Raw genomic sequence first — 19,640 nt, 5'->3', positions numbered from 1 at the left:
TGTGAAGGGGCCGACAGCGCGCGTACCGTTACGGCGATCAACGCGCAGTAGCGGCAACGACACCTACGGTAGAGGTCGGCACCTAACTAGTGCCACCAGATCGTCGAAATTAGTGAGTAGATAGACCCATTCGTGGTCACACGCCACACTGGGTGACGACCCACGAGGAAGGCAGGCATGGCTTCGAGGACCACCATCACGGCACGTCAGCGCCGACTTGGCACGGAGCTTCGGAGGATGCGCGAGCACGCGGGTCTCACCATCCAGGAAGCGGCCGACCGGCTGGGCACGAACCGCTCACATGTCACCAATATGGAGCTGGCCCGATTCGGCGTCAGCGAAGAGCGCGTACGCACACTCGCCGCCAACTACGCCTGCCCGGATGAGGCGTACGTCGAGGCGCTGGTCGCGATGGCGACCGAGCGCAAGCGCGGGTGGTGGGAGGAGTACCGGGGGACGCTCGGCGCCGCCGGTCTCGATCTGGCGGAACTGGAGTACTTCGCCACGAGCCTGCGCGTCGTCGAGCTGATGCACGTCCCTGGACTCCTACAGACCGAGGACTACGCCCGGTCGGTACTGAGCACGGCCGTCCCCGGCTGGTCGCCGACGGAACTTCGCCGAAGACTCTCCCACCGCATGAAGCGCCGGGACATCCTGGATCGGGACCGGCCGCCATCCTGCACATTCATCATCCACGAGACCGCACTCCGCGTACGGTTCGGCGATCAGCGCGTGCTGGGCGCGCAACTCGACAGCCTGCTGGAGTCCTCGGAGCGCCCGAACGTCTCCGTCCGGGTCGTCCCGATCGCGGCCGGGGGTTTCCACGTCGCGGGTATCTCCGTCACCTACGCCACGGGTCCAGTGCCGCAGTTGGATACCGTTCAACTCGACGTCGCGCAGGACGCGGCGTTCCTTGACGGGGAGTCCCAGCTTCTGAACTACCGGGCGGTCATGGACCGGACCGAAGAGCTGGCTTTGTCCGAGAAGGAGTCACGTGACTTCATCCGCGAGACCGTTCAACAGATGTGAGGGCGAAGGAATGTCCGAGATCAACTGGCGCAAGTCGTCATACTCCGGCGCGGGGGACGGGAACTCCTGCATAGAGCTCGCCTCCATAGGCACCACCGTCGCCCTCCGCGAGAGCGATGACCCCCGTACGGTCCTCACCACGAGCCCCGCGAGGCTGGGAGCCCTGCTCCAGTCGATCAAGGCGGGCGCGCTCGATCACCTCGCGGCGGTGCCGGGGACGTAACAGATCCACGAGGGATCGGCGTTACGGTCGGCAGTATGGAATCAGCCCGTACCGCCCTTGACCTCGACGCCTATCTGACGCGTATCGGCTGGACGGGCGACCGTCGCCCCGTCCCCACCGTGGAGACGCTGCGGGCGGTGCACCGGGCGCACCTCATGTCCATACCGTTCGAGAACCTCGACCCCCTCCTCGGCTCGGCCCCCTCCCTCGCCGTCCCCGACCTCGAGGCCAAGCTGGTCCACGGCCGGCGCGGCGGTTACTGCTACGAGCACAACACGCTGCTGACCGCCGCCCTCACCGCCCTCGGCTTCCGTGTCACCGGCCTCACCGCCCGCGTCCGGGTCGGAGCGGCCCCCGGGACGGTCCGTCCGCGCACCCACATGCTGCTGCTGGTCGGGATCCCGGGCGAGGAGCGGCGGTACGTGGCCGATGTGGGCTTCGGCAGCGTCGGCGGCCTCCTGGAGGCCGTACCGCTCGTCGCCGACACGGAGTTCCACGACGGCACCCGCCGCCACCGCTACGTCCGCGAGGCGTACCCGGAGGGGCTGGAGGACCTGTGGGTGTTCCAGGCGTTCCTGGACGGCTCCTGGCAGGACCAGTACGCCTTCACCCGTGAGCCGTTCGAGGCGTCCGACTACGGGGTCATCAACTGGCACGTGGCCACCAACCCGCACTCGCCCTTCCAGCACACCCTCCACGTCCAGCGCACCACCCCGGACCGCCATCTCCTCCTGTCCGGGCGGACTCTCGTCGAGACCTGCTCCGACGGCAGCCGTAAGGAGCGCGAACTCGCCGACAACGGCCAGGTGCTGCGCGTTCTCGCCGCCGACTTCGGCATCGAGCTGCCCCCGGGCACGGTCCTACCGGACTGACGGCAGAGGAGTTACCCGGGTGACTCTCCACACCGGCCCCGGTCATGGCACGATCATCCCGCTAATGGGCCGATGGGAGGGTGGCAGGGACGGATGGAACATGAGTAAAGACAAACTGTCCGTATCGGACCAGGATCTGTCGGATCTCATCAAAGACCTTGAGGGAATGCTCAGTTACCTTGAGGAACAGATCGAGCGTCTCGGCCATCTGAGGCAGTCGGTGGACCCCGACGACCACAAGGGCCCGGCCGCCGCCGCGTACAAGAAGCTGGAGCGCGACGCCTATACGGACGCCGTGCGGGTCAGGCAGCTGCTGACCCGTATCGAGGAGGTCGCCAAGGAGCGCGGGGAGACCCCGGGCGAACGGTACGAGGAGCTGCGGACCCGCTTTCAGTCACTACAGAAGCCGTCGTCGGAGAAGCCGTCTTTGGAGAAGCCTTCGCCGGAGAAGCCATCGCCGGAGAAGCCTTCGCCGTAGCCGGAGTCCGGCCGGTGGGCGTCCGGGCGGTGGGCGTCCGGACCGCCGGTGTCGGGGCGGAGGGGGCGGAGTTCCCGGCTGACCAGGCGGTAGTAGTCGATCGCCTTGGCCATGCCGAGCACACCGGCGGCCGCGAAGACCAGGCCGATACCGGCGACCGTGCCGACGCTCTCCGTGCCGACGTCCGAGAAGACCGCGAACCCGCCCAGCGCCAGCCCCAGGCAGGTCAGCACGATGGACGGGCCCAGCCACAGGAGAGCGCCGCCGGAGACCCGCCAGTGCGGCAGCGACTGGGGATCGCGCTCCAGCTCCGCCCAGTCGCGGAGGCACGCGCCCACGAAGACATCGCGCCGGATGCCGGAGGCCACCCCGACGCTGGAGGGGACCGTGGCGCCCAGGGCGAGCCCCAGGAAGATCACGCCCAGCACATGCTCGATGATCTCGCCCTTCACCAGGAACTGGAACCCCGAGACCGCGAGGCTCCACCCCAGCGCGAAGACGAGCGTGGACAGCCACAGCAGCAGCGCCCGGTGCGGCGCCAGGTACCACCGCGCCAGCGCCCCCATCGCCCGCGCGCGCTCATCGAGCAACCCGGCGCGGTCCGTCCACGGCCGCTCGTCCGGGGCGGGCGGCGGTGGCGGAAGCTCGTTGGGCGGCGTCATGGCGTCCTTCCTCATGGCACTCATGGCACTCATGGCACGCACGGCACGCACGGCACGCAGCGCACGCAGGGTACGTATCGCACGTAGCGCACGCACTGCACTGCGGTGTACGCCGACGCAGTCTCTCAGCTCACGAGGGCATGCCACTTGACCTTCTCACTTGTGTGAGGGTTTCACGATGTCCATCGAGCGGAGCCGAACGCCGTACCGCTGAGCCACACAAATGAGGTGAGCCCTGATGGACAACCAGCTCTTCGACTACAGCCCCATCGTCGAACGCGCCCCGATCCACTGGCCCGACGGCGCCCGAGTGGCCTTCTACGTCGGGCTGAACGTCGAGCACTACCAAGTTGACCGCCCCTCCACGAGCATCTTCCCCGACACCAGGGCGCTGGCGCCCGATCCGCTGAACTACGGGTGGCGGGACTACGGGCCCCGGGTGGGGATCTGGCGGCTGATCGAGAGCCTGGACCGGCACCGGGTGCGGGCGAGCGTGATGCTCAACTCCGATGTCGCCGAGCGCTACCCCCAGATCATCCGGGCCGGACGGGAGCGGAACTGGGTGTGGGCGGCGCACGGCAGGAACAACTCGATCCTCCAGGCCGACATGTCACCCGAGGAGGAGCGCGCCTACCTCACCGAGGTGATCGGCACCATCGAGAAGGCCACCGGCCGCAGGCCGCGCGGCTGGCTGGGGCCGGCGCTGACCGAGACCTTCCGGACCCCGGAGCTCCTGGCCGAGCTGGGGCTGCGGTACGTACTGGACTGGGCCAACGACGACCAGCCGTACCGGCTGAACGTGCCGGGGGTGCTCAGCGTGCCGTACTCGATCGAGGTCAACGACATCCAGCTGTTCGTCGGCAAGAGCCTCAGCGGGCCCGACTTCGTCCGGATCGTCAAGGACCAGCTCGACCAGCTCTACGCGGACTCGGCCGACAGCGGGCGGGTGATGTCGCTGGTGCTGCATCCGTTCGTGATCAACCAGCCCTTCCGGCACAAGTACGTGGACCAGGCGCTCGAGTACGTGGTGAACCACCCCGGGGTGTGGGTGACGACCAGCGACGAGATCGCCGACCACTACGCCCGGACGGCGTGACGTCATGGGAAGCGGACCATGACGGAGAGGCCGCCGCCCGGGTTGGCGTCCGCGGTGGCCTCGGCGCCGTGGGCCCGCGCGATGGACGCGACGATGGACAGGCCGAGTCCGGCGCCTTCCCCGGCGGTGTGCGTGCGCTCGTTCAGACGGCGGAACGGTTCGAAGAGCTGGTGGACGATGTCCGCGGGGATCTCCGGGCCGGTGTTGGAAACCCGCAGTACCCGGTCGGCGAGGTGGACGCGGATGTGGCCGCCCTGGTGGTTGTACGCCACCGCGTTGGCGACGAGATTGCGGACCAGATGGGCGAGCAGGACCGGGTCGCCCGGAACCGTCAGCGGCTCCACTGTGGTCGTGACAGTGATCGCCTTTTCGCGGGCCTCGTCGGAGAACCCAGCGGTGACGACCGCGACCGTCTCGTCCATCTCGACGTTCTCGCGGCGCTGGATGCCCTGGTCGGTGGCGGCGAGCAGGAGGAGCGACTCGATGAGTCTTTCGCTGGAGTCCGCCGCCTTGATCAGCTCGGCCCGGATCCACGCCACGCGGTCGGGGTCGGCGTCTGCCAGGCCGATCTCGGCGGCGGCCCGCTGGACGGCCAGCGGGGTGCGCAGCTCGTGCGCGGCGTTCGCCGCGAACCGCTGCTGGGCCGTCACCAGTTGTTCCAGCCGGCCCAGCATCTGATCGAAGGTGTCGGCCAGCGCCTTGAGCTCCCCGGGCGGCCCCTTGAGGCCGATGCGCTGGTGGAGGTTCTCCCCGGAGAGCTTGCGCGCGGTGGCGGTGATGACACCGACCGGGCGCAGCACCCGGCCCGCCATCCACCAGGCCAGGAAGAGCGAGAGCACCGCGAAGACGCCGAGCGCGATGCCCGAGACGGTCAGCAGGCGGCTGAGGGTGGTGGCGGTGAGGGCCGCCACCGTCCGTGTCTTGGCGGCCTCGCCCACCTTGTTCGCCGGGACGACGGCGTACTCGTCCCCCTGGACGGCGCCGGGCGGGATGTCCTCGTCGGAGGTCATCCGCGGCCCGCGCGGCACGGGGGTGACCGCCCTGCCGAAACGTGCGTCCAGGTCATCCTGGACCAGTGCGTAGATGACGCCGACCAGGACGCCTCCGGCCAGCAGCAGAAGCCCGCCGTACAGGGCGGTGAGACGGGCCCGCTCCGTGGTGGGAAGCAGTCGGCGCATCATCGCCCGGCCTGCTTGGAACGGGCCTGCCTGGAACCGGCCTGCCCGGAATCGGAGGACGGGGCGATCCGGTATCCGGCGCCGGGTACGGTCTCGATCACCGGCGGGCCCCCGAGCTTGGTGCGCAGGCGGCTCAGGGCGACGCGCACGGGGTTGGTGTCGTACCCGGCGTTCTCCTCCCACACCTTCTCGATGAGGTCCTCGCCGCTGACGACGGCGCCGTTCGCGCGCATCAGCGTTTCGAGGACGGCGAACTCCTTGCGGGTCAGGGAGAGCGCCGTGCCGTCGCGGTCGGCCTGACGGCGGGCGGTGTCCAAGGTGATCCCGGCGCGCTCGATCACCGGCGGCAGCGCGGGCTGTACGCGGCGGCCGAGCGCGAGCACGCGGGCGAGCAGTTCCTCGTAGGCGAACGGCTTGGTGAGGTAGTCGTCGGCGCCGAGGCTCAGGCCGGCCACCCGGTCGGGAACGGTCACCGAGGCGGTGAGCATCAGCACCCGGGTGAGCAGGCCCTCGGCGACCAGGCGGCGGCACACCTCGTCGCCGTGCATGCCGGGAAGGTCGCGATCGAGTACGAGGACGTCGTAGTCGCCGAACTGGAGCTTGCGCAGAGCACTGACTCCATCGAGGGCGACGTCGACCGTGATCGCGTCGCGGCGCATACCGTCGGCGATCATCGCGGCGAGGAACGCGCTGTCTTCCACCACCAGAACACGCATGGCCCCTGTCTACCCGACGGGCGCCTTTCGCCGTTGTTACCCGTGTCCGCTGTTACACGGGTCCGCGGTGCCGCCCCGCGGCGGCGGGCGGGGCGCCCACCCGTCTGTAGGGGCGCCCAACGCGCCTGTAAGAGAAACGAAACAGCTCCATCGATCACTCTCCGAACTGTCCGCAACCACGCGGTCGCCGCACGGTGCGCAGCACGGCGCGGCGGCTCGTTCGCGAGGAGAGAGAACCGTGAGGAACCACAGGCTCACCCTGACCCTGGCGGCCACCGTGGCCGGTCTGGCCCTGTCCGTGACCGGCTGCTCCGGCTCGTCCGACTCCGGCGGGTCCAAGGATTCGGCCTCGTCCGAGAATTCCACCGCTTCGGGCGGGTCCGGCGGCTCGGGCTCGGACTCGGCCGCCTTCGACAAGGCCCAGAAGCTGCGCGCATGCCTACGGGACAAGGGCATCGACGTTCCCGACCTCAAGCCGGGCGAGGACCCGCACTCGGCGACGCTCGGGCAGCCGGAGGGCACATCCGCGGACAAGTGGTCCAAGGCGCTCAAGGACTGCGGCTCCAACATGGCCGGGGGCGGCTCCGGCGGCGCCGCCGACCAGCAGGACTCGCTCGACCAGCAGGTCAAGATCGCCGAGTGTGTGCGGGGCAAGGGCTTCGACATGCCCGACCCGAAGCCCGGCGCCAACGGGGCCAACGGCGGCTTCCGGATCCCGAAGGGAGCCGACCCCGACAAGTTCCTCAAGGCCCTCAACGAGTGCGCGGCATGAGGCGGGCAGCCATCGTCGTCCCGCTGGTGGCGGTCGCGGCCGTCATCGGCGGCGCCGTCGCCGTGACGGGGCTGGCCCAGCCGCAGAAGGACGATTCCGGGCCGCGGCGGTCCCAACTGCCCGCGGCGACGGAAACCGTCGAGCGCGCCGACCTGACCAGCAGCACCAGCGTCGACGGCACGCTCGGCTACGCCCAGGAACGCAAGCTGAACGCCGGGGCGTCCGGCACCCTCACCTGGGTGACACGCGGCGGCTCCACCGTCAAGCGGGACGGCCGTCTGTACGCCCTGGACGGCAAGGACGTACGCCTGATGTACGGAAGCGAGCCCATGTACCGGACGCTGAAGGAAGGCGATACGGGCACCGACGTCAAGCAGTTGAAGGAGAACCTTGTCGAGCTCGGGTACGGCGGCGCACTCGCCGCCGACGACGAGTTCACCGCGGGCACGGCCGCGGCCGTCGAGCGCTGGCAGGAGGACCACGGGCTGAAGGAGACCGGCCGGATCGGGGCCGACCAGATCGCCTTCGCGTCCGGCCCGCTGCGGGTGCAGAGCGTGAACGCGTCGGTCGGCGACGTGGCGAGGCCGGGCCAGAAGATCATGACCACCACCGGTTCCGACCGGGTCGTACGCCTTGAGGTCAAGGTCTCCGAGGCCGCGCTGGCCAAGCCGGACCACAAGGTGCGGGTGGAGTTGCCCGACGGAACCGCCGCCGACGGAAAGGTCTCCTCCGTGGACGAGGCCGCCACGACGGGGGACGACCCGAACGACAAGACCCCGAAGGTCGGCGTCACCGTCACCTTCGACGAACCCGGCTCGGTGGAGGGTGTCGACAAGTCCCCCGCCACCGTCAAGTTCACCGGCCGGACCCGCGAGGACGTGCTCAGCGTTCCGGTCAGCGCTCTGCTCGCGCTGGAGGACGGCTCGTTCGGCGTCCAGGTCGTCGCGGGCGGCAAGGCACGCGAGGTCAAGGTGCGGCTCGGCATGTTCGCTCAAGGCCGGGTCGAGGTCTCCGGCGCCGGACTGCGGGACGGTATGCGCGTCGGGGTGCCCACGACATGACCGCTCCTGACCTCCCGGTCCCTTACGCGACCGCTGACACCGCGCTCGCCGCCGACATGACCGCCGACAACGCCGCCCGTACCGGACCCGTGGTGCGGCTGACGGGTGTGACCAAGGAGTACCCGGGCGGGGTCGTGGCCCTGCGCGGCGTGGATCTGACCATCGGCCGGGGCGAGCTGGTGGCCATCGTCGGCCCGTCGGGGTCGGGCAAGTCGACCCTGTTGCACATCGTGGGCACGCTCGACCAGCCCACGGCCGGTTCGGTCACCATCGCGGGCCATGACGCGGCCGGGCTCGGCGACCGCGGCCTGTCCGCGCTGCGCGCTCAGCACATCGGCTTCGTCTTCCAGGCGTTCCACCTCGTACCGGGCATGAGCGCGCAGGCCAACGTCGCCGAGGGCCTGCTCTACTCCGGTCTGCCGCGCGCCGAACGCCGCAGGCGCGCGATTGAGACCCTGGAACGGGTCGGCCTCGGCGACCGGCTGAACCACCGGCCGCATGAGCTGTCCGGCGGTCAGAAACAGCGAGTCGCCATCGCCCGTGCGGTCGTGGGCGAGCCCGATCTGCTCCTCGCCGACGAGCCGACCGGCGCGCTGGACTCCGCCTCCGGCGAGGCCGTCGTGGAACTCATCCACGAACTCAACGAGGAGGGCGCGACCATCGCGGTCATCACCCACGACACCGAGATCGCCGCCCGGCTGCCCCGGCAGGTGCGGATCCGCGACGGCAGCATCGTCCAGGACACCGCTCACGGCCAGGGGCACACGGGTACGCACACGGATACGCACACGAGTACCCCCGGCCACGTACCGAGCGAGGCCCGGTGAGGCGGCGGGGGTCGGTGCTCAAACCGGCCCGTCTGACACCGCTGGACATCCTGCACACCGGGATGGCCGGGATGCGCAACCGCCCGATGCGCGTCGTGCTGTCCGCTCTCGGTATCGCCATCGGTATCGCGACGATGATCTCGGTGGTTGGCATCTCCGCCTCCAGCAAGGAGAACCTCCTGCGGGAACTCGACAGGCTCGGCACGAACATGCTGGTCGTCACCCCCGGCACGGATCTGCTCACCCAGAAGGAGGTGCCAATGGCCAAGGACGCGGCGGGCAGGGTGGCCCGGATCGACGGCGTCGAGCACGTCGGCGCCACCGGCCTGCTGGATCACACCGTCCGCCGGTCGGAGAAGATCGACGACATGATCACCGGCGGTATCTCGGTCCAGAGTGCCACCGAGGACCTGCTGACCACCCTGCGGGGCGGCATGCGCAGCGGCACCTGGCTCAACGCGGCCACCGGCAAGTACCCCACGGTGGTGCTCGGCGACGTCGCGGCTCGGCGCCTCGGCATTACCGAGCCCGGCCAGCGGGTCTACATCGACGACGAGTACTTCACCGTCCTCGGCATCCTCGACGAACTGCCGTTGACCCCCGAGATCGCCCGCTCCGCCCTGGTCGGCTGGGATGTCGGTCGGACCCGACTCGGCTTCGACGGCCGACCGACCACGATCTACGAACGCTCCGCCGACGGGAGGGTGGAACCGGTCCACAGCCTGATCCCGCGCACGGTCGACCCCGAGACGCCCCACAACGTCGAGGTCACCGACCCGTCATCCGGGCTCCAGGCCAAGGCCGCCGCCGAGGGCGCCTTCAGCAACCTGCTGCTCGGACTCGGCGGAGTGGCCCTCCTGGTCGGCGGGGTCGGCGTCGCCAACACCATGATCATCTCAGTGCTGGAGCGCCGCTACGAGATCGGCCTGCGCCGCTCCATCGGCGCGACCCGAGGTCAGATCCGGGGCCAGTTCGTCACCGAGTCGCTGCTGCTGTCCGGACTCGGCGGTCTCGCCGGGATCCTCCTGGGCGCCGCCGTCACCGGCGTCTACGCCACCAGCAACGGCATTCCCTGGGTGATCCCGCCGTGGACGATCGGCGGCGGTTTCGGCGCCACCCTCGTCATCGGCACCCTCGCGGGCCTCTATCCAGCGGTCCGCGCTTCCCATCTGTCCCCGACCCTCGCTCTCCACGCGACCTGATCACGACAGCCCCTAGCGGGTGAGGAGCTCCCGCAGCGCCTTGGCGATGTCGGCGGGTGCCTCCTCGGCCATGAAGTGGCCGTAGTTGACGGTGTGGTGCTCCAGGTCGTCGGACCAGGCGCGCCACAGCGCCGCCGCGTCATAGCCGAGGGCGGCGCCCCAGTCCTGCTGGATGACGGTGAGCGGCATCGTCAGCCGGCGCCCGCCGTCCCGGTCGGCCCGGTCGTGGTCGACGTCGACACCGGCGGAGGCCCGGTAGTCGGCCACGATCGACGGCACCGCGGCGCGGCAGGCGTCCAGATAGGCGGTACGGACCTCGGCGGGGATGGCCCGCGGATCGCCCGCCCACAGGTCGAGGAAGTGGCCGAAGAAGTCGTCGGGGCAGGCGGCGATCATCCGCTCGGGCAGCCCCGGGGGCTGCGCCATCAGAAAGAGGTGGAAGCCGACGGCGGCGGTGGTGCCGTGCAGCACGTCCCACATGTCGAGGGTCGGCAGCACGTCCAGGCAGGCGAGATGGGTGATCGTCGCGGGATGGTCGAGGCCTGCCCGGAAGGCGACCAGGGCGCCGCGGTCATGACCGGCCAGCGCGAAGCGGTCATGCCCGAGCGCGCGGGCCAGGGCGACGATGTCGGCGGCCATGGTGCGCTTGGCATAGGCGGCGGGGGCGGCGTCGGCTTCCCTGTCAGCATCGGCTGCCGGTTTGTCGCTGGCGCCGTAGCCGCGCAGGTCGGGGCAGATCACGGTGTGGTCGGCTGCGAGGTCGGCGGCCACGTGCCGCCACATGAGGTGGGTCTGCGGGAAGCCGTGCAGCAGGACGATGGGGCTGCCCGAGCCCGCGACGGCCACGTTCAGGGACACGCCGTCGGCGACGGGGACGCGGCGGTAGTCGAAGCCGGGGATGACAGGGGTCATGGGTCAGCGCGCTTTCTGTAGGGGATCCGGGCGACCTGTAGGGGATCCGGGCGACCGGACGACGTAAGTGACTGACGAGATGGCTGTCAGCCTGCCGGGTGCGGATGAGCATCCGATCAGCGCGCTACCGTGGCCGCATGCGGGTCGGTTTCGGGGTGCTGGGGCCGGTGGTGGCCTGGGACGCGGACGCCGACGGGCGCGCCGACGCCGACGGGCCCGCCGACGCCGACGGGCCCGCGATCGCGCTCAAGGGGCCACGGCACCGCGCGGTGCTGGCCCGGCTGATCGTCGCCCGCCGCCGCGTCGTACCCGTCTCCCGGCTGATCGAGGACCTGTGGACGGAGCCGCCGCCGGGCGCGGTGGGCGCGGTGCGTACGTTCGTGGCCGCGCTGCGCCGCGCGCTGGAGCCGCAGCGCCCGCCGCGCACCCCGGCCCGGCTGCTGGTCACCGAGGGCCCGGGGTACGCGCTGCGGGCCGATCCGGACGCGGTGGACGCCTGGCGCTTCGAACAGGACGTGGCCGCCGCCGCGACCCTGCCGCCGGACGGTGCGCTGCCCCGGCTGGAGGAGGCGCTGAGCCGGTGGCGCGGGCCCGCGTACGCGGAGTTCGCCGACGAGGGCTGGGCCCGGGGCGAGCGCTCCCGGCTGGCTGAGCTGCGGCTGCACGCCGTGGAGCGGCAGGCGGAGGCCCGGCTGGCGCTGGGCCGGGCCGCCGAGGCGGTGCCGGACCTGGAGGCGCATCTGGCCGAGCACCCGTGGCGCGAGGGCGCCTGGCGGGCGCTGGCCCTCGCGCTGTACCGCACCGGCCGCCAGGGCGACGCGCTGGCGGTACTGCGCCGGGCCCGCACGCTGCTGGTCGAGCAGCTGGGCGTGGACCCCGGCCCGGAACTGCGCCGCCTGGAGACGGACATCCTCGACCAGGCGCCCCACCTCGACCCCACTCCGGCGCGGGGCGGCGCGGTGGCCCAGGTGTGGGCGGACGCGACCGCCGCGTACGACCGCACCGTGGCCTCCGGGGCCCGGACCCGCCTGGAGTCGACGGCCGCCCTGCTCCGCGACCTCTCGATGACCGGTGGCGGCGGCCTGCTGACGGCCCGGCGACAACGCGTGACGGCCGTCGCGGCGGCGGAAGAACTGGGCGACCCCGAACTGACCGCCCGCGTCATCGGCGCCTACGACGTCCCCGCGATCTGGACCCGCCTGGACGACCCCGAACAGGCGGCCTCGATCGTCAGGGCAGCCGAACGCACGCTGGCCGCGCTCGCGGCCGGTTCCGGGCCGGTCGGCCATGACGCGATTCGCGCCCGGCTGCTGGCGACGATCGCCGTGGAGTCGCGGGGTGGGCGGTCCGAACGGGGGCGGCAGGCTGCTCGGCAGGCCGAGGAGATCGCTCGGCGGCTGGACGATCCCGGGCTGCTGGCATTCGCGCTGAACGGCGTCTTCATGCAGAGCTTCGAGCGCGCCGGGCTGGCGCCGCGCCGGGACGCCACCGGGGCCGAGCTGATCGCCCTCGCGACGCGGCACGGGCTGGTCGCCTTCGAGGTACTCGGCCACCTCATCCGGCTCCAGGCCCGCAGCGCGCTCGGCGACTTCGCGACGGCCGACCGCCACGCGGCCGCCGCCGACCGGCTGGGTGAGCGCCATGAGCGGCCGCTGGTGGGGGTGTTCACCACGTGGTACCGGGCACTGCGGCTGGCGGCGACGGGACGGGCGGAGGAGGCCGAGGCGGTGGTCGAGACCGAGGGTAGGGGCGAGGGCGAGATGGTGGTCGAGGGCGAGGCGGTGGTCGAGGGCGAGGGCAAGGCTGAGGCAGCAGTCGAGGGCAAGGCTGCGGCAGCGGTCGAGGGCGAGGCTGCGGCTGAGGCAGCAGTCGAGGGCGAGGCTGCGGTCGAGGCGGCCTACCGGGACGCCGCCGCGCTCTTGGACGCCGCCGCGCTCTTGGACGGCGCCGGGATGCCCGGCCTGGAGCGCGGTCTGCTGCCGCTCGCGCTGCTCTGTCTGCGCGTGGAGCGGGGGCGCCCCGCCCCGACCGACGCGGACCTCGACTGGGGGCCGTACGCGCCCTGGGCCCGCCCGCTGGTACTGCTGGCCCAGGACCGCCGCGCCGAGGCCGCGGCGGCGCTGCGCAAAGTCCCGGAGCCGCCCGGCGATCTGCTGCTGGAGGCCCTGTGGTGCCTCACCGGGCGGGCGGCCATCGCCATCGGCGACCGGGAGATGATCGCGCGCGCTCACGCGGCGTTGACCCCGGCGGCGGCCGAACTCGCCGGGGCGGCCAGCGGTCTGCTCACCCTGGGCCCGGTCTCCCGGCACCTGACCGATCTGGCCGAAGCCCTGCGTTAACGGCACGGCTGGCGCCGTACCCCTACGGGGTGCCCGGCGCACCACGCGGCGGAGCCGCATATCGATGCTTGCCCCTCCCCGCAGCATCACATTGCGGCTCCGCCGCATGACAGGGGCTCCGCCCCTGAACCCCGGGGTCTGGGGCGGAGCCCCGACCCAGGATCTGAGGCCAAGCCCCGACCCGAGATCTAAGGCAGAGCCCCTGTCTGGGACGGAGCCCCGGCCCGGGATCTGAGGCAGAGCCTCGACCCGGGATCTGAGGCAGAGCCCCTGCCCGGAGTCTGGGGCGGAGCCCCGGTTTTGGGGTCTGGGGCGGAGCCCCGGTTTTGGGAAGGGGCGGGGAGGGGAGCAGCCCGCCGCAGGCTTCACGATCCGCCGGACCCCCTAGCCCCCGTCCGCGACCGCCTCGAAGCGCCAGCGGTGGACCGCCCGCCGTACCAAGTCCTCACCCGGCTCGGGGAGTTCCGGCAGACCCTGGGTGTCGTAGGCACCCTCCCACCAGGTGATGACGAGGACGCGGTCCTCGGGCGCGCGGAAGGTTTCGCGGCGGAGCGGGGGCGGGTCGAGGGGCTGGTGGGTGGCCCAGGTCAGGAGTTCCTCGCCCTTTCCGGCCACGGCCCGGGCTTCCCACATCAACGCGACGGTCATGCGTACAGGTTCTTCCGGCTCAGCTCGTGCACATGGTCGTGGGTGTGCCCGGCGGGCGCCGGGACATGCGGGTCCGTCACCGGCAGGGACGAGTCGGCCGACAGGTCCCACGCCGACGCCGACCGCCCCCGCGCCACCATCTCCGCGCCGAGCGCCGCCACCATCGCCCCGTTGTCCGTGCACAGCTTCGGCCGCGGCACCCGCAGGGTGAGGCCCGCGTCCTCGCAGCGGCGCTCGGCCATCGCCCGCAGCCGGGAGTTGGCGGCGACGCCGCCGCCGATCATCAGGTGCTCCACGCCCTCGTCCTTGCAGGCGCGAACGGCCTTGCGGGTCAGCACGTCCACGACCGCCTCCTGGAAGGAGGCCGAGACATCGGCGATCGGAACCTCCTCCCCCGCCGCCCGCTTCGCCTCGATCCAGCGGGCGACGGCGGTCTTCAGCCCGGAGAAGGAGAAGTCGTACGCGGCGTCCCGCGGACCGGTCAGCCCGCGCGGGAAGGCGATCGCGTCCGGGTCGCCCTCGCGGGCGATGCGGTCGATGACGGGGCCGCCGGGGAAGCCCAGGTTCAGCACCCGGGCGATCTTGTCGAACGCCTCGCCCGCCGCGTCGTCGATGGTCGAGCCCAGCGGGCGGACATCGGCGGTGATGTCGGGCGCGAGGAGCAGCGACGAGTGGCCGCCGCTCACCAGCAGCGCCATCGTCGGCTCGGGCAGCGGACCGTGCTCCAGCTGGTCGACGCAGATGTGGGAGGCGAGGTGGTTGACGCCGTAGAGCGGCTTGCCGAGCGCGTAGGCGTACGCCTTGGCGGCCGAGACGCCGACCAGCAGCGCACCCGCGAGCCCGGGGCCCGCGGTGACGGCGATGCCGTCGAGGTCGGAGGCGGCGACCCCGGCCTCCTTCAGCGCGCGCTGGATCGTGGGGACCATCGCCTCCAGATGGGCGCGGCTGGCGACCTCGGGGACGACGCCGCCGAAGCGGGCGTGCTCGTCCACGCTGGAGGCGACGGCGTCGGCGAGGAGGGTGTGGCCGTGGACGATGCCGACGCCGGTCTCGTCGCAGGAGGTCTCGATGCCGAGGACGAGGGGTTCGTCAGCCATGGGTCTCGGTTCCTTGTACTGATGAGGTCGCGGGGTTCGCGGGATTGGCTGTGTGCGCGGTGGATGCCGAATTCGCGGTGGACGCCGTGTTCGTCGTGGGCTCGCTGGGTTCGCCGGACTCGCCGTTCGCGGTCGTCGCGGCGCCCGCCGTCGCCGCACTCGCCGTCGCCGCACTCGCCATCGCCGGGTCGGCCAGCCGCATGACCAGGGCGTCCACATTGCCGGGCTGGTAGTAGCCCTTGCGTATGCCGATGGGCTCGAAGCCGAAGCGCTCGTACAGCCGCTGGGCGCGGGCGTTGTCCACCCGCACCTCCAGCAGTACCTCACGGCACTCGAAGGCGGTGGCGGCCGTAAGGAGGTCGGTGAGGAGGCGGGCGCCGAGGCCGGTGCCCCACTGGTCGCGGGCGGCGGCGATGGTCTGTACGTCGCCGGTGCGGTCGACGACCGCGAGCCCGGCGTACCCGACCAGCCGAGGGCCGTCCTCCGCCACCACGTCCTCCGCCACCACATAGTGCCGGGTGGCCTCCCGGCCCCGGGCATGGGCGAGCTCAGACCAGAACATCCCCCGCGACCAGGCGTCCTCGGGGAACAGCTCCTCCTCGAGCTCCATCACCCGCTCCAGGTCCCACCAGCGCATCTCGCGCAGTGTCACGGTCGTGCCGGTGCCGGTCACTTGGGGGTGACCACCTTGTAGTTGGCGGGCACCTTCGCGTCGGGGCGGCGCAGATACAGCGGCCGGGGCGGCGGCAGTTCCTCGCCGCGCGCCAGCTTCTCGGCGGCGAGCGAGGCGAGCGCCCCGGCCGACTGGTGCTCCGGCATCCCGGGCGGTACGTCCGCGAAGGCCGCCGGATAGAGCAGCGCGCCCGCGCCGACCGCCGGCAGCCCGGCCACCCGCTCGGCGAGATCGGCGGGGTGGTCGACGGCGGGCTCGGTCACGCGGGTGCGGGCGTCGTCGTAACGCGCCCAGTAGACCTCCTTGCGCCGCGCGTCCGTGGCCACGACGAAGGGGCCTTCCAGGCCGGCCCGCCCGGCGGCGTACGCGATCCCGTCCAGCGTGCACAGCCCGTGGACGGGGACGCCGAGGGCCGACCCGAAGGTGGCCGCGGTCACCAGGCCCACGCGCAGTCCGGTGTACGGGCCGGGGCCCGCGCCGACGACGATCTCCGTCACCGCGCCCAGCTCGGTGCCCGCGGCTTTCAGCGTCCGGTGCACGGCGGGCAGCAACAGCTCGCCGTGGCGCCGGGCGTCCACGTCGGCGGACTCGGCGATCACTGCGGAGCCGTCGTGCAGGGCGACGGTCACGGCGGGGGTGGCGGTATCAAGAGCGAGCAACAGCACGAGAACAGCCTACGGCGCGCCGGGAGGTCGTTCTTTCGTATCGGCGGCGGTACCGGCGGTGGTACCGGCCCTGGAACCGACGCCGGTACCGGCTTTCGTACCGGCGGTGGAACAGCTCGGTCACCGGACGGCCGGAGCGCGGCCGGGCGGCGGGCGCCGGTGCTACCGTCGCCTTAAGCGCGTACGGGCCGTCGGCACGTACTGACCGCAGGAGAGGGAAGCCGCCGTGCCAAGGAGCAGTACCGGGCCAGCTGTGGCCGTACTCACCGCCGCCGCGCTGGGCGTCGTCGGGTTCCTCGGCTACCAGGCCGCCGCGACCGCGCCCGACCATCCGACCCAGGCCCGGCCGGGGTCGCACTCCGCCGAGTCCAAGAAGAAGGACAAGGACGACGCGGGGTCGAAGAAGAAGTCCACCGCCCTTCCCGCCCGCTCCGGCACCGGCGTACGGGTCGTCTACGCCCTCGGCGACAAGCGGGTCTGGCTGGTCGGCGCCGACGGCAAGGCGAGCCGCACCTTCGAGGTGGGCCCCAGCCCGGCCAGCCCCGACCCGGGGACCTACACGGTGACCTCGCGCAACGCGGGCGGGGTCGGATCGGACGGAGTGCAGGTCGAGCACGTCGTCGTCTTCCACTCGGAAGGGGGCGTCGTGTTCGGTTTCAGCGCGGCGGTGGACGGGTCGATGCCGGACCCGAACGCGCGCAAGCGGACCGGGGCCGTCCGGGAGAGCCGGACGGACGGTACGGCGATGTGGGAGTTCGCCCAGGTCGACACGAAGGTGGTCGTCGTCCCCTAGCGGGACCCGGCCAGGGCCAGACCTGGATGCCGCACCCTGATGACGCAGCCGTGCGCGGCTACGCCGCGTCCCGCTCCTCGCCATCCGTCTCGGTCTCGGTCTCGACGGACGACGCCCGGGTCTCCTCCTCGGCCGGTCGCGGGGGCGTCGAGACCGCGCTCGCCGCCGCACACGCCGCCAGGAGCTCCGACATCGACGGTGACCGGTCGTCGCGCGCGGCGCCGGTCCCGGCCACAGGGTCGTGGGCCGACATGGATGCCTCCTGAGGGTCCTGGGGCAGTCGAGCGGGGTTAGGTAGACCTAACCCATGCTTTCTCCCACCATGTGACCACGGGTGATGCCCCGAATGCAACAGCATGCCGACGGCTTGTCGGAAACTACGCGGCATCTGCACGCGAGCTCTACCAGCGGCTTGAGCGTTAAGCGGCTTGACCGTTCCGCGGCTTTGACCGTTTGACCGGATAGCGCTACCCGGCAGCGCCGTCCCCCGCGCTACCCCGCGAGCGACGCCAGGTCCTCCCCCGCCCAGCGGGTGCCCACGCCCGTCACCACCACATCCCGTACGTCGTCCACGTCGGCGGCCATCGTGTCCGTGACCGCCGTCGTGTCCGTGACGGCCATGTCGCTGCCCACCGTCCGCTGGATCACCACATGCAGCCGGTCCTCCGCCAGCCCCTCGACCTTGCCCTCGCCCCACTCCACGGCCACCACCGAATCGGGCAGGGAGACATCGAGGTCCAGATCCTCCATCTCGTCGAGGCCGCCGTTCAGCCGGTAGGCGTCGACATGGACCAGCGGCGGGCCGTCGCCCAGCGGGGGGTGCACCCGGGCGATCACGAAGGTGGGCGAGGTGACGGCGCCCCGGACGCCCAGGCCCTCGCCGAGGCCGCGCGTCAGGGTCGTCTTGCCCGCGCCGAGTTCACCGGTGAGCAGCACCAGATCGCCGGGGCGCAGCAGCTTGGCGAGTCTGCGGCCCAGGTCCCGCATCTGGTCGGGAGAGGTGACGGTGATGCGCGTGCCTACGTCCATCTGTCTCCTAGCGCGAGGGCCACCGGCTTCCGTCGGCGGCCGCATTGCTTCTCCGGCCCATGATATTTTCCCTCTGTCCCGGTAGGGATCGGTTCGGGCTGGACCGCGGCCTTCGGGTTGGGCCTAGCCCCGGGCCGACTCCCCTCAGCCCGTCACGCCCCGCCCCGCCCGGTCGCCGATCCCGTCCACCGACCGCGAGAGCAACTCCGTCAGGTGGCCGTTGACCACCTCCGGGTGCTCGAGGATCACCAGGTGTCCGGCCTCCTCGAGGATCACCAGCTCAGCGCCCGGAAGCAGCTCCGAGATCGCCTCGCTGTGTTCCATCGGGGTGATGAGGTCCTTGTCGCCCGCGAGGACCAGCAGCGGCATGCCGTCGAAGTGCGGCAGCGCGGCCGCCTTGTCGTGGGCGATGAACGCCGGGTAGAACTCCGCGACCACATCGATCGGCGTGGCCTCGATCAGCCGCTCGGCGAACCGCGCGACCCCCGGGTCCACGTCCTTCGAGCCGAACGAATAGCGCTTGATCAGCCCCGCGAACAGGTCCGCGGTCGCCCGCCGCCCGCGCTCGACCAGATCGGCCTGCCAGCCCAGCGCCTTCAGCAGCCCGGGCAGCACCCGCCGCACCGCGTTCACCCCGACCACCGGGAGGCCGAAGCTGACCTCGCCCAGCCTCCCCGCCGAGGTGCTGATGAAGGCCGCGCCGATCACGCGCTCGCGGATCAGGTCGGGGTACTGCGCGGCCAGCGCCATCATCGTCATGCCGCCCATGGAGTGGCCGACGAGCACCAGCGGCCCCTCGGGCGCCGTCGCGTCGATCACCGCCTTCAGATCGCGGCCGAGCTGGTCGATGCTGATCGCCTCGCCGTCCGCCTGGGCGCAGCCGCGCGCCGAGCGGCCGTGGCAGCGCTGGTCCCAGTAGACGGTGCGGACCACCTCGCGCAGCGCGGAGCGCTGGAAGTGCCAGGAGTCCTGGGCGAGGCAGTAGCCATGGCTGAAGATCATGGTGACGGGGGCGGGGGCGCGGCGCCCGAAGCGCCGCTTGCGCCGGGGCGAGGGGGCCGCGGCGTTCTCCCGCATCTCCTCGACCTCGTAGTAGAGCTCGGTGCCGTCGTCGGCGACCGCCGTCCCCGGAGTGCCGCGCAGCGTCCCGTACGGGCCCTCGGCGTCCAGGGCGAGCCGGGCCTTGCGCCGTACGCCGCGGCCGACCGTCAGCCGCTCGAGCGCGACACCCGCCGCCGCCCCCGCCGCCAGCACGCCGATCGCGGCGCCCGCGAATCCGGCGCCCCGGCGCCAGCTCACGGCTGTGGCCCCCGCCGCGACTCGTGTCGCCATCTCTGCCGTGCTGACGGCCGTGGTCTCGTCGCCCAT

At 71.9% G+C, this 19,640-nt stretch carries 21 protein-coding genes and 1 pseudogene; 11 read left to right on the top strand and 11 right to left on the bottom strand.

Annotation, left to right across the window (positions count from 1 at the left end; genetic code table 11):
* The first annotated feature begins 177 nt into the window (after nt 1-177).
* The 4 genes from ACJX2R_RS30545 to ACJX2R_RS30530 all read left to right on the top strand — a co-directional run bounded on the left by ACJX2R_RS30545 (nt 178) and on the right by ACJX2R_RS30530 (nt 2,602).
* The gene (locus ACJX2R_RS30545) at nt 178-1,029 is read left to right on the top strand and encodes a Scr1 family TA system antitoxin-like transcriptional regulator (protein ID WP_413102737.1); all 852 of its coding nucleotides are present in this window, start codon (nt 178-180) and stop codon (nt 1,027-1,029) included.
* Nucleotides 1,030-1,039: 10 nt separating this feature from the next.
* Nucleotides 1,040-1,252 (top strand): DUF397 domain-containing protein, encoded by a 213-nt coding sequence (locus ACJX2R_RS30540; RefSeq protein ID WP_413102736.1) that lies wholly within the window; start codon nt 1,040-1,042, stop codon nt 1,250-1,252.
* 35 nt (nt 1,253-1,287) lie between these two features.
* On the top strand, nt 1,288-2,124 hold the full coding sequence (locus ACJX2R_RS30535; RefSeq protein ID WP_413102735.1) for an arylamine N-acetyltransferase family protein: 837 nt from the start codon (nt 1,288-1,290) through the stop codon (nt 2,122-2,124).
* Between the two features lie 100 nt (nt 2,125-2,224).
* Nucleotides 2,225-2,602 (top strand): hypothetical protein, encoded by a 378-nt coding sequence (locus tag ACJX2R_RS30530; protein WP_413102734.1) that lies wholly within the window; start codon nt 2,225-2,227, stop codon nt 2,600-2,602.
* On the opposite strand, the gene ACJX2R_RS30525 is transcribed toward ACJX2R_RS30530, so the two are convergent.
* Nucleotides 2,515-3,288, bottom strand: a complete 774-nt coding sequence (locus ACJX2R_RS30525) for a hypothetical protein (protein WP_413102733.1) — start codon at nt 3,286-3,288, stop codon at nt 2,515-2,517. The genes ACJX2R_RS30530 and ACJX2R_RS30525 overlap by 88 nt on opposite strands.
* A gap of 214 nt (nt 3,289-3,502) precedes the next feature.
* Here ACJX2R_RS30525 and ACJX2R_RS30520 point away from each other — a divergent pair, with 214 nt between their 5' ends.
* Entirely contained in the window at nt 3,503-4,360 is an 858-nt protein-coding gene (locus ACJX2R_RS30520; RefSeq protein ID WP_413102732.1) for a polysaccharide deacetylase family protein, read from the top strand.
* Between the two features lie 2 nt (nt 4,361-4,362).
* Here ACJX2R_RS30520 and ACJX2R_RS30515 read toward each other — a convergent pair whose 3' ends face one another.
* Together ACJX2R_RS30515 and ACJX2R_RS30510 are read right to left on the bottom strand one after the other, a co-directional pair.
* A complete protein-coding gene (locus ACJX2R_RS30515; protein WP_413102731.1) occupies nt 4,363-5,541 on the bottom strand; it encodes a sensor histidine kinase in 1,179 nt (392 codons plus the stop codon).
* On the bottom strand, nt 5,538-6,254 hold the full coding sequence (locus tag ACJX2R_RS30510) for a response regulator transcription factor (protein WP_413102730.1): 717 nt from the start codon (nt 6,252-6,254) through the stop codon (nt 5,538-5,540). The genes ACJX2R_RS30515 and ACJX2R_RS30510 overlap by 4 nt, the downstream gene beginning before the upstream one ends.
* A gap of 238 nt (nt 6,255-6,492) precedes the next feature.
* Here ACJX2R_RS30510 and ACJX2R_RS30505 point away from each other — a divergent pair, with 238 nt between their 5' ends.
* From ACJX2R_RS30505 to ACJX2R_RS30490, 4 genes are all read left to right on the top strand, one after another.
* Nucleotides 6,493-7,026, top strand: coding sequence for a hypothetical protein (locus ACJX2R_RS30505; protein WP_413102729.1), 534 nt, complete (start codon nt 6,493-6,495; stop codon nt 7,024-7,026).
* Nucleotides 7,023-8,087, top strand: a complete 1,065-nt coding sequence (locus ACJX2R_RS30500) for an efflux RND transporter periplasmic adaptor subunit (RefSeq protein WP_413102728.1) — start codon at nt 7,023-7,025, stop codon at nt 8,085-8,087. Before ACJX2R_RS30505 ends, ACJX2R_RS30500 begins: the two co-directional genes overlap by 4 nt.
* Nucleotides 8,088-8,143: 56 nt before the next feature.
* On the top strand, nt 8,144-8,914 hold the full coding sequence (locus ACJX2R_RS30495) for an ABC transporter ATP-binding protein (RefSeq protein WP_413105976.1): 771 nt from the start codon (nt 8,144-8,146) through the stop codon (nt 8,912-8,914).
* A 62-nt stretch (nt 8,915-8,976) separates the two neighbouring features.
* A complete protein-coding gene (locus ACJX2R_RS30490; protein WP_413105975.1) occupies nt 8,977-10,116 on the top strand; it encodes an ABC transporter permease in 1,140 nt (379 codons plus the stop codon).
* 12 nt (nt 10,117-10,128) lie between these two features.
* Here the strand turns inward: ACJX2R_RS30490 and ACJX2R_RS30485 are convergent, their stop codons facing one another.
* The gene (locus tag ACJX2R_RS30485; protein WP_413102727.1) at nt 10,129-11,028 is read right to left on the bottom strand and encodes an alpha/beta fold hydrolase; all 900 of its coding nucleotides are present in this window, start codon (nt 11,026-11,028) and stop codon (nt 10,129-10,131) included.
* A gap of 137 nt (nt 11,029-11,165) precedes the next feature.
* Between ACJX2R_RS30485 and ACJX2R_RS30480 the strand changes: the two genes are divergently transcribed.
* A complete protein-coding gene (locus ACJX2R_RS30480; RefSeq protein ID WP_413102726.1) occupies nt 11,166-13,367 on the top strand; it encodes a BTAD domain-containing putative transcriptional regulator in 2,202 nt (733 codons plus the stop codon).
* Between the two features lie 384 nt (nt 13,368-13,751).
* Here ACJX2R_RS30480 and ACJX2R_RS30475 read toward each other — a convergent pair whose 3' ends face one another.
* From ACJX2R_RS30475 to tsaB, 4 genes and pseudogenes are all read right to left on the bottom strand, one after another.
* Nucleotides 13,752-14,015 carry a hypothetical protein gene (locus ACJX2R_RS30475; RefSeq protein WP_413102725.1) on the bottom strand — a complete coding sequence of 88 codons (264 nt, stop codon included), beginning with the start codon at nt 14,013-14,015 and terminating at the stop codon, nt 13,752-13,754.
* Complete coding sequence (gene tsaD / locus ACJX2R_RS30470) at nt 14,012-15,112, bottom strand: tRNA (adenosine(37)-N6)-threonylcarbamoyltransferase complex transferase subunit TsaD (protein ID WP_413102724.1); 1,101 nt, start codon at nt 15,110-15,112, stop codon at nt 14,012-14,014. The genes ACJX2R_RS30475 and tsaD overlap by 4 nt, the downstream gene beginning before the upstream one ends.
* 148 nt (nt 15,113-15,260) lie before the next feature.
* Nucleotides 15,261-15,749 (bottom strand): annotated as a pseudogene (gene rimI / locus ACJX2R_RS30465) (ribosomal protein S18-alanine N-acetyltransferase); the annotation flags it as partial.
* Nucleotides 15,750-15,781: 32 nt separating this feature from the next.
* Nucleotides 15,782-16,450, bottom strand: coding sequence for a tRNA (adenosine(37)-N6)-threonylcarbamoyltransferase complex dimerization subunit type 1 TsaB (gene tsaB, locus ACJX2R_RS30460; protein WP_182467813.1), 669 nt, complete (start codon nt 16,448-16,450; stop codon nt 15,782-15,784).
* A 253-nt stretch (nt 16,451-16,703) separates the two neighbouring features.
* On the opposite strand from tsaB, the gene ACJX2R_RS30455 reads away from it, so the two are divergent.
* Nucleotides 16,704-17,243: a hypothetical protein gene (locus ACJX2R_RS30455; RefSeq protein ID WP_262704932.1), complete on the top strand. Its 540-nt coding sequence runs from the start codon at nt 16,704-16,706 to the stop codon at nt 17,241-17,243.
* A gap of 58 nt (nt 17,244-17,301) precedes the next feature.
* Here the strand turns inward: ACJX2R_RS30455 and ACJX2R_RS30450 are convergent, their stop codons facing one another.
* The 3 genes from ACJX2R_RS30450 to ACJX2R_RS30440 all read right to left on the bottom strand — a co-directional run bounded on the left by ACJX2R_RS30450 (nt 17,302) and on the right by ACJX2R_RS30440 (nt 19,640).
* Nucleotides 17,302-17,496: a hypothetical protein gene (locus ACJX2R_RS30450; RefSeq protein WP_413102723.1), complete on the bottom strand. Its 195-nt coding sequence runs from the start codon at nt 17,494-17,496 to the stop codon at nt 17,302-17,304.
* Between the two features lie 239 nt (nt 17,497-17,735).
* Nucleotides 17,736-18,272 carry a tRNA (adenosine(37)-N6)-threonylcarbamoyltransferase complex ATPase subunit type 1 TsaE gene (tsaE, locus tag ACJX2R_RS30445; protein ID WP_413102722.1) on the bottom strand — a complete coding sequence of 179 codons (537 nt, stop codon included), beginning with the start codon at nt 18,270-18,272 and terminating at the stop codon, nt 17,736-17,738.
* Nucleotides 18,273-18,416: 144 nt separating this feature from the next.
* Entirely contained in the window at nt 18,417-19,640 is a 1,224-nt protein-coding gene (locus tag ACJX2R_RS30440) for an alpha/beta fold hydrolase (RefSeq protein ID WP_413102721.1), read from the bottom strand.

It is taken from the genome of Streptomyces sp. Inha503, assembly GCF_047215865.1.
Classification (GTDB): Bacteria; Actinomycetota; Actinomycetes; order Streptomycetales; family Streptomycetaceae; genus Streptomyces; species Streptomyces lycopersici.
This window is presented reverse-complemented; position numbering and strand designations above follow the sequence as displayed.